At 72.9% G+C, this 13218-nt stretch carries 13 protein-coding genes and 1 riboswitch; of the genes, 3 read left to right on the forward strand and 10 right to left on the reverse strand.

Annotated features, from left to right (window positions below; all coding sequences use genetic code 11):
• The first annotated feature begins 17 nt into the window (after positions 1-17).
• Together ABD297_RS07185 and ABD297_RS07190 are read left to right on the forward strand one after the other, a co-directional pair.
• Complete coding sequence (locus ABD297_RS07185) at positions 18-3812, forward strand: IPT/TIG domain-containing protein (RefSeq protein WP_344254152.1); 3795 nt, start codon at positions 18-20, stop codon at positions 3810-3812.
• Between the two features lie 108 nt (positions 3813-3920).
• On the forward strand, positions 3921-4403 hold the full coding sequence (locus tag ABD297_RS07190) for a globin domain-containing protein (protein WP_344254153.1): 483 nt from the start codon (positions 3921-3923) through the stop codon (positions 4401-4403).
• A 105-nt stretch (positions 4404-4508) separates the two neighbouring features.
• Here ABD297_RS07190 and ABD297_RS07195 read toward each other — a convergent pair whose 3' ends face one another.
• From ABD297_RS07195 to ABD297_RS07240, 10 genes are all read right to left on the reverse strand, one after another.
• Entirely contained in the window at positions 4509-5060 is a 552-nt protein-coding gene (locus ABD297_RS07195) for a flavin reductase family protein (RefSeq protein ID WP_344254154.1), read from the reverse strand.
• The gene (locus tag ABD297_RS07200) at positions 5057-5560 is read right to left on the reverse strand and encodes a PH domain-containing protein (RefSeq protein WP_344254155.1); all 504 of its coding nucleotides are present in this window, start codon (positions 5558-5560) and stop codon (positions 5057-5059) included. Before ABD297_RS07200 ends, ABD297_RS07195 begins: the two co-directional genes overlap by 4 nt.
• Positions 5561-5583: 23 nt before the next feature.
• Complete coding sequence (gene hisG, locus ABD297_RS07205) at positions 5584-6429, reverse strand: ATP phosphoribosyltransferase (RefSeq protein ID WP_344254156.1); 846 nt, start codon at positions 6427-6429, stop codon at positions 5584-5586.
• Between the two features lie 14 nt (positions 6430-6443).
• Positions 6444-6707: a phosphoribosyl-ATP diphosphatase gene (locus ABD297_RS07210; RefSeq protein ID WP_028785574.1), complete on the reverse strand. Its 264-nt coding sequence runs from the start codon at positions 6705-6707 to the stop codon at positions 6444-6446.
• 44 nt (positions 6708-6751) lie between these two features.
• A complete protein-coding gene (ribH, locus tag ABD297_RS07215; RefSeq protein WP_344254157.1) occupies positions 6752-7222 on the reverse strand; it encodes a 6,7-dimethyl-8-ribityllumazine synthase in 471 nt (156 codons plus the stop codon).
• Complete coding sequence (ribB, locus tag ABD297_RS07220; RefSeq protein WP_344254158.1) at positions 7219-8463, reverse strand: 3,4-dihydroxy-2-butanone-4-phosphate synthase; 1245 nt, start codon at positions 8461-8463, stop codon at positions 7219-7221. The genes ribH and ribB overlap by 4 nt, the downstream gene beginning before the upstream one ends.
• The gene (locus tag ABD297_RS07225; protein ID WP_344254159.1) at positions 8460-9065 is read right to left on the reverse strand and encodes a riboflavin synthase; all 606 of its coding nucleotides are present in this window, start codon (positions 9063-9065) and stop codon (positions 8460-8462) included. The genes ribB and ABD297_RS07225 overlap by 4 nt, the downstream gene beginning before the upstream one ends.
• Before the next feature lie 10 nt (positions 9066-9075).
• On the reverse strand, positions 9076-10200 hold the full coding sequence (ribD, locus tag ABD297_RS07230) for a bifunctional diaminohydroxyphosphoribosylaminopyrimidine deaminase/5-amino-6-(5-phosphoribosylamino)uracil reductase RibD (protein WP_344254160.1): 1125 nt from the start codon (positions 10198-10200) through the stop codon (positions 9076-9078).
• A 3-nt stretch (positions 10201-10203) separates the two neighbouring features.
• Positions 10204-10962: a nicotinamide mononucleotide transporter family protein gene (locus ABD297_RS07235; RefSeq protein ID WP_344254161.1), complete on the reverse strand. Its 759-nt coding sequence runs from the start codon at positions 10960-10962 to the stop codon at positions 10204-10206.
• 117 nt (positions 10963-11079) lie between these two features.
• Positions 11080-11208: riboswitch (FMN riboswitch) on the reverse strand.
• A gap of 83 nt (positions 11209-11291) precedes the next feature.
• The gene (locus tag ABD297_RS07240) at positions 11292-12122 is read right to left on the reverse strand and encodes an RDD family protein (protein WP_344254162.1); all 831 of its coding nucleotides are present in this window, start codon (positions 12120-12122) and stop codon (positions 11292-11294) included.
• Positions 12123-12222: 100 nt separating this feature from the next.
• On the opposite strand from ABD297_RS07240, the gene ABD297_RS07245 reads away from it, so the two are divergent.
• The gene (locus ABD297_RS07245) at positions 12223-13218 is read left to right on the forward strand and encodes a stage II sporulation protein M (RefSeq protein ID WP_344254164.1); all 996 of its coding nucleotides are present in this window, start codon (positions 12223-12225) and stop codon (positions 13216-13218) included.

The raw sequence follows: 13218 nt of genomic DNA on the forward strand, positions 1-13218 counted from the left end.
CACCGCCCCGACGGGTCGTGTCCCTGGTCGTGGCGCTCGGCCTGGTCGCCGGGGTGCCCGGCCTCGCCGGCGCCGCCACCGCTGCAGCCGCCCCGGTCTCGATCCAGGCGACGGCGCCGGTCGCGGCTCCCACGAGCGTCAGCCTCTCCGTCCCCGCCGGACCGACGCGAGGCGGCACGACGGTCGAGCTCTCGGGCACGGGTGTCGGCGGAGCGACCAAGGTCTGGTTCGGCACCGTCGCCGTCACGGCGGTCGCCCAGGTGTCGAGCACCAAGGTCCGCGTCGTCACCCCGGCGCACCCGGCCGGGTCCGTCGACGTCCGCGTCACCACCCCCGGCGGCACCTCGCCGGTCACGCCGGGCGCCACGTTCGCCTTCGACGCCGTACCCACCGTGACGGGCATGTCGATGCGCAGCGCGACGGCCCGAGGCGGCCGGACGGTCGTCGTCAGCGGCACGGGCCTGCAGCGGGCGAGCGCGGTCCGCTTCGGCGCGGCACCGGCCACCGGTCTCGTCCGGATCTCCGACACGCAGGTCCGCGTCACCGCGCCGGCCCACGCAGCCGGCGTCGTGGACGTGGTGGCCACGACACCCGGCGGCACCTCGGTCGTCACCGCCGCCGACCGGTTCACCTACGTCGCGAGCCCCCTCCCGTCGGTGGCCTCCGTCCCGACCGTCACGTCCCTGTCCGCCCCCGCGGGATCGGTCCGGGGCGGCAACGTCCTGCTCGTGACGGGCACGGGCTTCCGTGGTTCGGCCATCGTGACGTTCGGCGGGACCGCAGCCCGCCCGACCGTGCTCTCGAGCACCCAGCTCCGGGTCACGACACCGGCGAGGGCCGTCGGCACGGTCGACGTCCAGGTGCGCACGACGTCCGGCACGTCGCGCCCGTCACCGGCCAGCAACTTCTCCTACCAGGCCGTCCCGACCCTCACGGGGATCTCACCGACCTCGGGCCCCACGGTTGGAGGCACCACGGTCACCCTGACCGGCACGGCGCTCGGCACGGCGACGGCCGTCCAGTTCGGCGCCGTGACCGCCACGAACGTCGTCCGCGTCTCACCGACCACCCTGCGCGTGACGAGCCCCGCAGCGGCGATCGGCACCGTCGACGTGCGAGTGACCTCACCCGGCGGCACCTCCACGGCGTCGACGAGCGCCCGCTTCGGCTACCAGGCACCCCCGACCGTCACGTCGCTGTCGACCGGGGCGGGTCCCGTGCTCGGGGGCACGACCGTGACGCTCACCGGTCAGCACCTCGCCGGCGCGACCCGGGTCGCCTTCGGACCCACCGCCGCATCGTTCACCGTGCTCTCCCCCACGAGCATCCGGGCCACCACCCCCGCCCGGCCGGTCGGCGTCGTCGGCGTCGTCGTCACGACCCCCTACGGCACGTCCCCGCTGACCGCGGCGACGACGTTCGCGTTCGACCCCGTGCCGTCCATCACGACCATCTCGCCCCAGACCGGTCCCCCCGCGGGCGGCACCGTGGTGACGCTGACCGGCACCGGACTCACCCGCGCCACGGCCGTGCGCTTCGGCACGGCGACCGCGACCGACCTCGTGCGGGTCTCGGACACGGTCGTACGGGTGACGACGCCTGCGCACGTCCCTGAGCAGGTCGACGTCGTCGTCACCACCCCCGGTGGCACGTCGGTGGCCGGGACCCGCTCGCGCTTCGCGTACGGCTTCCCGCCCGCCATCGCCTCCCTCTCCGCGACCGCCGGTCCCCTGCAGGGCGGCACCGTCGTGACGATCACCGGGACGCACCTCTCCAACGTCACCGCCGTGAGCTTCGGCTCCGTCCCCGGCACGGGCCTCGTCCGACTCTCCGACACCGCCCTGCGCGTCACCTCCCCGGCGCAGGCCGAGGGCGCCGTCGCCGTCCGGGTCGTCAACGTCAACGGGACGAGCCCCGACAGCGACAGCAGCGTCTTCACCTACGTCGGTGTCCCCGCCGTCACGAGCCTGTCGACACCCGCGGGGCCCCTGGTCGGCGGCGGCGTGGTCGTCATCACCGGCACACGGCTCGGACGTGCCACAGCGGTCGACTTCGGCGGGTTGCCCGGCACCTCCCTCGTCGCCGTCTCCGACACCCAGCTGCAGGTCACGGCTCCTGCACGAGCGGTCGGCACCGTGACCCTGCGCGTCACGACCCCGGGCGGCGTCTCTCCCGTGGTCGACGCGGCACAGTTCACCTACCAGGCCGTCCCGACCATCACGTCGGTGTCGCCCGCCCTCGCCCCCACCAAGGGCGGCGACACGATCACGCTGACCGGGACGGCATACGACAGGGTCTCCTCCGTGACGTTCGGCGGCGTGCCCGCGACGGCCGTGACCCGTGTGTCCGCCACCACGCTGCGGGTCACGCTCCCGACCCACGCCGAGGGAGACGTCGACGTGCGCGTCGTGACTCCCGGCGGCACCTCGCCGGTCGCGCCGGGCAACCGGTTCACCTACCAGAACCCGCCCGTCGTCACGTCGGTGTCCCCCGCGTCCGGGCCGCTCAGCGGCGGCACCGTGCTGACCCTTCGGGGCACGTCGTTCACCGACGTCAGCGCGGTGCAGCTCGGCAGCGTCGCCGTGACGTCGTGGAAGCGGGTCTCGGCCACCACGCTGACCGCCGTCGTCCCCGCCAGGCTGTCGACCGGGCTGACCTCGATCCGCGTCACGACCCGGGCGGGCAGCGTCGTGAAGGCCGATGGCTTCACCTACTCCGCCGGCGCCACCCTCGGCTCCGGCCAGGTGCTGTCGTCCACCACCGCGCTCCGCTCCCCGTCGGGTGCCTACGTCGCCACGATGCAGGCCGACGGCAACCTCGTCGTCTCGACCTCCGGTGGGTCCAGGCGCTGGTCGAGCGCGACCCCGGGTGCCGGCAACCGGCTCGGCATGCGCACCGACGGCAACGCCGTCGTCCTGCGGCCCGACGGCAGCGTCGCCTGGTCCAGCGGCACGAACGGCTGGGCCGGAGGGGTGCTCACCCTGACGAACGACGGCCTGCTCCAGGTCCGTCAGGGCACGACGACCGTCTGGGACCACCGCGGCATCCGCTACGACCGGCTGCTCGCCGGACAGGTGCTGCGACCGGGCGAGTCGATCCTCTCGTCTGGGTCGGGGTGGAGCCTCGCCATGCGCACCGACGGCAACCTCGTGCTCAGCTCGTCGAGCGGCGTCCGCCAGTGGGCGACCTTCACGAGCGGAGCCGGCAACGTCGCGACGATGCAGACCGACGGCAACTTCGTCGTGCGCAACAGCAGCGGCGTGACCCAGTGGGCGACGCAGACGAGCGGCTCCGGGGCGGTGCTGCGCGTGCTCAGCACCGCGAACGTCGCCGTCTACCGCGGCACCACCGTGACGTGGGCCATCACCGGCGGTCCGGCCCCGACCGGCTGGACCTGCTACTCCCGAGCGACCCAGAACTGCATCCAGCGCTTCGGCTACTACGGCCAGAGGGCGTGGGGCTACCCGGTCGACGCGTGGGGCAACAACTGCACCAACTTCTCCGCCTACCGCCTCTCCCGGGACGGGGTCGTCAACCCCGGCAACCTCGGCAACGCCACGGACTGGGACACCAGTGCGCGGGCCAAGGGTTTCGCCGTGGACCAGCGCCCCCGCGTCGGCGACATCGCCCAGTGGAACAGCAACCACGTCGCGTACGTCGACTGGGTCAGCGCCGACGGCAACACCGTCGCGATCTCGGAGAGCGGCTACGGCGGCACGGTGCTCGGGGCGACCTACACCTCGATGAGCGGCCGTCGCATCCTCGCCCGAGGCAGCTCCTCCTGGCCGTCCAACTTCATCCACTTCCGCTGAACCCGTGACCCCGGGCCGTCGCCCGGGGTCACGGGGCGGTGTGGTCGTCATCGGGGTCGCCCCGAGTCGGGCCTTGTCGACGACGGTCTGCGGTGGGAGCCTGCGACGGTGGAACGGACGATCTACGACGCCCTGGGCGGCCTGCCCGCCCTCGTGCAGCTCGCCGAGGCCTGGCACGAGCGCTGCCTCGCCGACCCCGTCGTGGCGCACGCCTTCTCGCACGGCTACCACCCGGACCACAGCGCGAGGCTCGCGTCGTACTGGGCCGAGGCGCTGGGAGGCCCGAACACCTACACCTCGACGGTGACGAGCGAGTCGGAGGTGGTGCGCCTGCACTCGGGCCACGGCGAGCACCGCGAGATGGACGAGCGGGCCGTCGCCTGCTTCGCCGCCGCGCTCTCCGACACCGGGCTCGACCTCGACCCGGCGCTGCACGACACCCTCGTCGGCTACTTCACGTGGGCGACCGGCTACCTCTCCACCTACCACGGGTCGGCGGACGAGGTGCCCGACGGCCTGACCGTCCCGCGCTGGTCGTGGGACGGTCTCGTCCCCGGCACCGACACCCGTCCCCGGCAACACACCGAGTAGGTGTGACGTCGGCCCGGCTGCGACCGCAGTGGTCGGCGTCTGCTCGGTGTCTTGCGTGGTCTGCGGCTGTGAGGGCGCGTATGCCGTGTGGCCGGGTCCCGTGCGTCAGCCCCAGTAGTCGTCCATCGCCTCCGGGGCGTCCCCGAGGGCCTCGTCGGCAGCCGACGACGCCCGCCGCTCGGTGACCGTGAGGCGACCGCGGTAGAAGAGCATGGGCCGGCCCGACTCGCCGTCCTCGAGGTCGAGCACCCGGCCGACGACGACGTCGTGGTCCCCTGCCACGTGGACCTGCTCGACCGAGCAGTGCACCCGCATGAGGACTCCGGGCAGGCTGGGACCGCCGCGCTCCGACGGGGTCCAGTCGAGGCCGTCGAAGCGGGCGCCGGCGGCCGAGCCGAACCTCGCGATGAGGTCGCGCTGGTCGTGACCGAGCACGTTGACGGTGAAGCGGCCCTGCCCCCGCATCCGCGGCCAGGACCGGCCGCGGTGGTCGGCGCAGAAGAGCACGAGCGGCGGGTGGAGCGAGACGGACGCGAACGACTGGCAGGCGAAGCCGACCGGGGCTCCGTCGTCGGCGAGCCCGGTCACGATGGTGACACCGGTCGCGAAGTGGCCCAGGGCGTGCCGCATGCGCTCCGGGGTCGGCTCGCCGGTCACGCTGGTCCCTGCGGCCGGTCCGGCTCGCGGGCCTCGCCGAAGGCCTGGATGAGCGCCGCGAGCCGCGAGGCCTCCCGCCCCGACACGGCGCCGTCCGCCTTCTGGATGGCCATGACCGCCACGGAGTCCCCGTCCTCGAGGTCGAGCGTGACCCACGGCTCGCCGCCACCGAACTGGATGCCGACGATCTCCGGCCAGGCGAGGGTCCGGGTCAGCACGAGGTTGCGCACGACGAGCCCGGCCCGGCTCGGGACGGCGACGATGGAGGCGTAGCGCCACGCGATGAGGGCGACGGCGACACCGAGCCCGAAGAACATCAACCGGTCGCCGATCCCCCACCGCCCGTCGACCTGGGTCGGCATGACGACGGCGATGACGCCGAAGACGACGAGCGAGGCCCACACGACACCGAGCGCCACGGTGCGACCGCGCCGGGGCCGGAAGGGCGCCCACGCGTCCGCGCCCGCTGCGGGCTGGGCCTGCGAGTCGTGCGGCGTCATGCGATCCCTCCGAGCCTCGGGCGTCACAGGCGGCAGGCGGCGATGTCGGTGACGAGGATCGCCCGCGCCCCGAGGTCGTAGAGCTCGTCCATGAGGCGGTTGCGACCGAGGCGCGGCACCATGGCGCGCACCGCCACCCACGCGTCGTCCTGGAGCGAGGAGACGGTCGGGGACTCGAGGCCCGGCGTCAGCTCGCAGGCCCGGTCCACGAGGTCCTTCGGGCAGTCGTAGTCGAGCATGACGTAGGTGCGGGCGGTGATGACACCGGCGATGCGCCGCTGCAGCACCTCGATGGCCTGGTCCTCACCGGGGCGGTCGCCGCGGATGAGGACGGCCTCGGACCGCAGGATCGGCTCGCCGAAGACCTCGAGCCCCTGCTGGCGCAGCGTCGTCCCGGTCTCGACGACGTCGGCGATGCAGTCGGCCACCCCCAGCGTGATGGCCGTCTCGACGGCCCCGTCGAGACGGACGACCTCGGCCGACACCCCGCGGGAGGCGAGGTCCGAGCGCACGAGGCCGGCATACGACGTCGCCACCCGCTTGCCCTCGATGTCCTCGACGGTGGCGACCTGACCCGGCTTGCCGGCATACCGGAAGGTCGAGGCGCCGAAGCCGAGCTGCATGACCTCGACGGCGCCCGAGCCCGAGTCGAGCAGCAGGTCCCGGCCGGTCACCCCGGCGTCGACGGTGCCCGAGCCGACGTAGACGGCGATGTCGCGGGGACGCAGGTAGAAGAACTCGACGTCGTTCTCGGCGTCGGGGACGACGAGCTCCTTGCTGTCACGACGCGTGCGGTAGCCCGCCTCGCGCAGCAGGTCGACGGTCGCGTCGGACAGGGAGCCCTTGTTGGGCACGGCGATTCGCAGCATGGCGGTCGGGGTCCTCAGAGGTGGGAGTAGACGTCGTCGAGCGAGATGCCCTTGGCGAGCATGAGGACCTGCAGATGGTAGAGCAGCTGGCTGATCTCCTCGGCGGCCTCGTCGTTCGACTGGTACTCGGCGGCCATCCACACCTCGGCCGCCTCCTCGACGATCTTCTTGCCGATCGCGTGGACACCGGCGTCGAGCTGCGCGACGGTCCCCGAACCCTCGGGTCGCGTCTGCGCCTTCTCGGCCAGCTCGGCATACAGCTGCTCAAAGCTCTTCACGGTGCCCCAGCCTACGGGCCGGGCGGCGCCGGTCCGGACGGTGCTCACGTCGTGGCGACGCCGCGCAGCGCGACGACGGTGGCGACGGCGGCCGTGGCGGCCTCGTGGCCCTTGTCCTCGGCCGACCCGGGGAGCCCGGCACGGTCGAGCGCCTGCGCCTCGTCGTCGCACGTCAGCACCCCGAAGCCGACCGGCGTGGCCGTGCGGACCGAGACGTCGGTGATGCCGACCGTCGCGGCCTGGCAGACGTAGTCGAAGTGGGGCGTGCCACCGCGGATGACGACGCCGAGCGCGACGAGCGCGTCGTAGCGGTCGGCGAGCGTCGCGCACGCCACGGGCAGCTCGAAGGTCCCGGGCACGCGGACGACGTCGACCGACGTCACGCCCGCATCGGCCAGTCCGCGCCGCGCGCCGTCGAGCAGGCCGTCCATGACTTGCTCGTGCCAGCTCGCGGCGACGACCGCGACCCGCAGGCCTCGCCCGTCCGTGGTGAGGGTGGGGGCGCCGTCCTTCATGCTGTCTCCTTGCCGCCGTGCCGGTCGCTCGTGACCGGGATGTCGTGTCCCATGCGCTCGCGCTTGGTGATGAGGTACTGCTCGTTGTCCTCGCCCATCGGGCCGTGCAGCCGCTCGACCGCGACGACGTCGACACCGAGGTGGCGCAGCGCCGTGACCTTCTTGGGGTTGTTCGTCAGGAGCACGACCTCCGTCGCGCCGAGGTCGTGCAGGATCGCCGCGCCGGCGGCGTACTCCCTCGCGTCGACGGGCAGCCCGAGCGCGGTCTGCGCGTCGACGGTGTCGGCGCCCCGGTCCTGCTGGGCGTAGGCGCGCAGCTTGTCGACGAGGCCGACGCCACGGCCTTCGTGCCCACCGAGGTAGACGACAACGCCACCCTCGCGCCCGACGCGCGCCAGCGATGCCTGCAGCTGCGGACCGCAGTCGCAGCGCAGCGAGCCGAAGGCGTCGCCCGTCAGGCACTCGGAGTGCAGCCGCGTCAGCACCGGCCCGGTGCGGCTGCGGCCGTGGAGGCCGCGAGGGCTGACGAGCGCGACGTGCTCGTCTCCGGTCAGGGTGTCGCGGTAGCCGTGGGCGGTGAAGGTGCCGTGCACCGTCGGGATGCGCGTCGTCGCGAGGCGCTCGACCCGGTCGAGGCGCTGGCGGTGGTCGACGAGCTGCTCGATGGTGATGACCGGCAGGCCGAACTCGCGGCCGAGCGCGACCACCGCGTCGAAGCGCATCATCGTCCCGTCGTCGTGGACGAGCTCGCCGATGACGCCGACGGGTGCCAGGCCCGCGAGCCTCGTCAGGTCGACGGCGGCCTCCGTGTGGCCGGGACGCGTCAGCACGCCACCGTGTCGCGCACGGAGCGGCAGCAGGTGGCCGGGCCGGATGAGGTCGGCGGGCTCCGTCCCCGGATCGGCCAGCACCTGGACGGTGCGCAGGCGGTCGGCCGCGCTGATGCCTGTCGTGACACCGGTGGCCGCGTCGACCGACACGGTGTAGGCCGTGCGCAGCGGGTCGCGGTTCTCGGCGACCATGAGCGGCAGCGCGAGCCGGTCGGCGACCTCGTCGGGCATCGGGGCGCAGAGGTAGCCGGACGAGTGCCGGATGGTCCACGCCATCCAGTCCTCGGTGGCGGTCTCGGCGGCGAGGACGAGGTCGCCCTCGTTCTCGCGGTCCTCGTCGTCGAGGACGAGGACGGGCCGGCCGGCCTGGAGCGCCTCCAGCGCCTCGTCGACGGTGGACAGAGCGGTCATGACACGGCCTCCTGCCGGTGGGTGAGCAGACGCTCGACGTACTTGGCGATGACGTCGACCTCGAGATTGACGACGTCGCCGACTCCCTTGTGCCCCAAGGTGGTCAGATCGAGCGTGGTCGGGATGAGCGAGACGCCGAACGCGTCGTCACCCACGTGCGCCACGGTCAGCGACACACCGTCGACGGTGATCGAGCCCTTCTCGACGACGTATGCCGCGAGGTCCGGCGGGAGCGTGAAGTCGACCGTCTCCCAACGGTCCCCGGGCGTGCGTGCCGTGATCGTGGCGGTGCCGTCGACGTGTCCCTGGACGACGTGGCCACCGAAGCGACCGTCGGCCGGCATCGCCCGCTCGAGGTTGACGCGGTCGCCGGGTGCCAGGGCGCCGAGGCTGCTGCGGGCCAGCGTCTCGGCCATCACGTCGACGGCGAAGCCGGTCGAGTCGTGCTCGGTGACGGTGAGGCAGACGCCGTTGACGCAGATGGAGGCCCCGTGCGTGGCGTCGCTGACGACGAGCGGGCCCTCGATGCGCAGCACGGCCGAGTCGGTGCCGTGCTCGATGCCGGCGACGGTGCCCAGCTCCTCGACGATTCCGGTGAACATGTGTCTCTCCTCAGGTTTGCGCGGGTGCCCGCTGGTCAGGGGCGGTCGCGCGTGGTGCAGCGGGCGCGGTGGTCGCTGTGGTGGTCGTTGCGGTGTCGGCGGGTGCGGTCGTGGGTTCGTCGGTCGTCGTGGCGACCGCGTGGATGCGCACGTCTCCCCCGACGACGGCGACGTCGACGAGACCCAGCCGGCGGACGTCCGAGATGGACCGGATGCCGAGGTCGTCGACGGCAAGCCGCCCGGCGCCGAGCAGCGCCGGGGCGACGTAGGCATAGACGTCGTCGACGAGGCCGGCGCGCAGGACGGCCGCAGCCAGAGTGGGGCCACCCTCGAGCCAGACATCGCGGACTCCCCTGTGCCACAGCAGGTCCAGGGCTTCTCGCGGGTCTCGTGTGGCGAGGTGCACCACGGATCCGGGCGCGTCGTGCAGACGCGCGACCGGCGGGACCTCCCGCAGACCCATCACGGCGCGAAGAGGCTGGTCCGGCGCGAGCTCGCCACCCGGCATACGCACCGTGAGCCGGGGGTCGTCGGCGAGGACGGTGCCGGTGCCGACGAGGACGGCGTCGCGGGTCGCCCGGAGCAGGTGGACGTCGGCCCGGGCGGCCTCACCGGTGATCCACTGGCTGCTGCCGTCGGCGGCAGCACTGCGACCGTCGAGGGTCGAGGCGAGCTTCCAGGTGACGAGGGGCCGACCCAGCTCGACGGTGCGCGCCCAGCGCTCGTTGACCGCCGCCGCCTCGTCGGCGAGGACGCCGCCGGTGACGTGCACGCCTGCGGCGTGGAGCCGCTCGGCCCCGCCTGCGGCGTCGGGGTTGGGGTCGGACTGGGCGAAGACCACCCGGGCGACACCGGCCTCGACGAGGGCGTCCGCACAGGGACCGGTGCGGCCCGTGTGGGAGCACGGCTCGAGCGTGACGTAGGCAGTCGCTCCACGCGCGGCGTCCCCCGCCTCCCGAAGGGCCTCGATCTCCGCGTGCGGAGTGCCGGCACCGTGGTGGAAGCCCTCACCGACGACCGTGCCGTCCGGCGCGACGAGCACGCACCCGACCCGGGGGTTCGGGTCGGGCCACGGCCCGGCGGCGGCGAGCTGGAGGGCTCGCCGCATCCAGGCGGGGGCTGAGGTGGCACCCACGGGTCAGCTCGACGTGCCGGTCAGCTGGGGCTCGACGTCGGGCACGCTGACCCGGGACACCTTGACCCACTGCGTGAAGCCGTAGACCACGAAGAGGCCGTAGAAGGTGTAGAGCACCGCGGTCGGCACGTAGTCGGTCGCGAAGGCGAACGGCACACCGACGAGGTCGACGCCGATCCACGCCAGCCAGAACTCGTTCCAGCCCCGGGCCATCGCGTAGGTGGCGACGATCGAGCCGACGAAGATCCACGCGTCGCACCAGTAGAACCACCACTGCGGCGTGAAGTACGGGTTGGGCGAGAGGTTCCAGAGCCAGACGAAGGCCTGGTGGACGAGCACGGTCCCGACGAGCCAGAAGACGATCACGGCGACCCGCTCACGGCTCGTGGCCCAGCGCGGCGTGATGGCGACCCCGCTCGAGTCACTCGCGTGGTTGAGCCGACGCACCTGCGACCACCGCCACCACCCGTAGATGCTCGTGACGATGAAGAAGACCTGGCGCCCCGCCTGCCCGAAGAGGGGGATCCGCTCGTCCGCGCCGAAGACCGCGCCGAGGTAGACGAAGAACAGCATGATGTTGGCGAGGATCCCCACGGGCCACGCCCACACCCAGCGGCGCATGCCGAGGTAGGCGGACGCGAGCCCGATGAGCACGCCGATCAGCTCGAGCCAGTGCAGCTGGTAGGAGCCGATGGGGATCGTGGCGTCGATGGCCTGCTGGAAGACGTTCTTCGTCTGGTCCGCCAGAGCAAGAGAGCGCATGTGGTGTTCGTCCTTGGTGGTTCGTCGTGGATCGGACGAACTCCGGGGTAACTCCACACGCCCACGTGGTCAGGGCCTGCCCGGACGGTGCCGACGGCCCAGGCCACGACGGCCTGTTTCGTGCTGCCTCCCATCCGGACTTTCACCGTCGGTCCTGGAGTTTCACCAGGTCAACCGGCCGCTGGATGCGGGCGGGTCGCGGACTGTAACCGCCGGCTCGGAATTACACCGACCCCGGAGCACGTACAGCCAGTATGCACCCGGCGCGGTCGCGGCAGCACACCGTGGCCGCGTGATGACCACCACGGGCCGCCGCCGACGGCGGACGGCTACGGCTCGCGGGGCAGGACGGCGTCGCGCACGCGCTGGTCCCGGGCGATCCGGACGAGGTCGCGGCGGTAGCGCTCGGCCGCGACCGCCCGCAGGACGGTCTCCGGGTGGTGTCCCGGTGGCGGAGCCGGAGCCACCGAGACGAGCACGCGTCCGAGCAGCTGGCGGCCGTGGGCCTCACGCGCAGCCGGGGCGAAGGTCTCCGCGCGCGGGATGAACTGGCGCAGGGCAGCGGCCAGGCCCGGGTCGAGCGGGGCGATGTCGGCTCGGGACGCCCAGTCCGCCAGCTCGGAGGGCATCTGCGGTGGCGGCGACAGGTCGAGGCGGCTGCGCTCGGAGACCACGTAGGTGCCGGCCGCCTGGTCACCGAGGCGCTTGACCCGTGAGCTCGAGAGGGCGGCGATGACCGCTGCGGTCCCCGTGGTCAGGTAGATCTCGGGCCAGCCGACGAGCGCCCGGGTCAGGGTATGCCTCGAGGACACCGGGCCTCCGTCGTCGCGCACGACCCGGAGGCCCATGACGAGCTTGCCGAGGGTGCGACCTCGCGTCACCGCCTCCGTGGCGGCAGGGACCCCGACCAGTACCCCGACGAGGACGACGATGACGGCCGTGCGCTGGACGGCGTCGGACGAGTGCTCGGTGAGACTCCCGACCAGGACGATGAGGCCCCAGCAGGTCAGTCCGTAGGTGACCACGTCGATCAGGCCGGACACGAGACGCGAGCCGAGGTTGGCGACGGGCAGCTCGATGGCCACGCCCTCACCCGTCACGGCCTCCTGGGCCGCGTATCCCCGGTAGGGCGCGGTGGCGCTGCGCGCGTTCGCCGTCACACGAGGCAGGCTAGCCGTTCGGCCCGCTCCGACGCGCCCGGAACGCGGGGCGTGCCGTGGCTCGGGCCCGTTGCGGTTCGTCCGCGGTTAGGGTGACGCCGTGAACGTCGACGCGCTCGTCACCGCGCACCACGAGCAGTGGCAACGCCTCGACGCCCTGAGCAGACGCCGCCGCCTCACCGCGGCCGAGGCCGACGAGCTGCTGGAGCTGTATGAACGCGTCTCGACGCACCTCTCCCAGTTGCGGTCGACGGCCCCCGACCCCGTGCTCGTGCGACACCTGTCGCTGCTCCTGACCCGGGCGCGGCTCTCGCTCGCCGGGCGTCACGCCTCGACCTGGTCCGGCCTGCTCTCCTTCTTCACGCGCACCTTCCCTGCGGCGCTCTACGGCCTCCGGCGCTGGTGGGTGTCGACGCTCGTGGCCAGTGTCGTGCTCGCGGCGCTCGTCGCGGCGTGGACCTTCGCCCATCCGGAGCTCTACACCTCGCAGCTGTCGGCCGAGCAGATCCGCGCCTACGTCGACACCGACTTCGCGGGGTACTACTCGGAGTTCGCGCACTACGAGTTCGCGACGCAGGTGTGGGTCAACAACGCCTGGGTCGCGGCGCAGTGCATCGCCTTCGGCGCTCTCGGCCTGCCCGTGCTCCTCCTGCTCTGGCAGAACGTCGTCAACCTCGGTGTCGTCGCTGCCCTCATGATCAGCCACGACCGGGCATCCCTCTTCTTCGGGCTGATCCTCCCCCACGGCCTTCTCGAGCTGACCGCCGTCTTCGTCGCGGGCGGGGCCGGCCTGCGGCTCTTCTGGTCCTGGGTGGAGCCCGGGCCCCTCTCGCGCTCGGCCTCGTTCGCGCGCACGGGTCGCACGGTCGTCGCGGTGGCCCTCGGGCTCGTCGTGGTGCTGCTCGTCAGCGGTCTCATCGAAGGGTTCGTGACGCCCTCCGGCCTTCCCACCGCGGCGCGGATCGCCATCGGCCTCACCGCCTGGACCGCCTTCCTCCTCTACGTGTTCGTCGTCGGGCGGCGCGCCCACCGGCTCGGCGCCACCGGTGACGTCGCGGCCTTCACCGCGGGCGACGCGGCTCTCGTCGCCGGCTGA

It is taken from the genome of Terrabacter carboxydivorans, assembly GCF_039532035.1.
GTDB lineage: Bacteria > Actinomycetota > Actinomycetes > Actinomycetales > Dermatophilaceae > Terrabacter > Terrabacter carboxydivorans.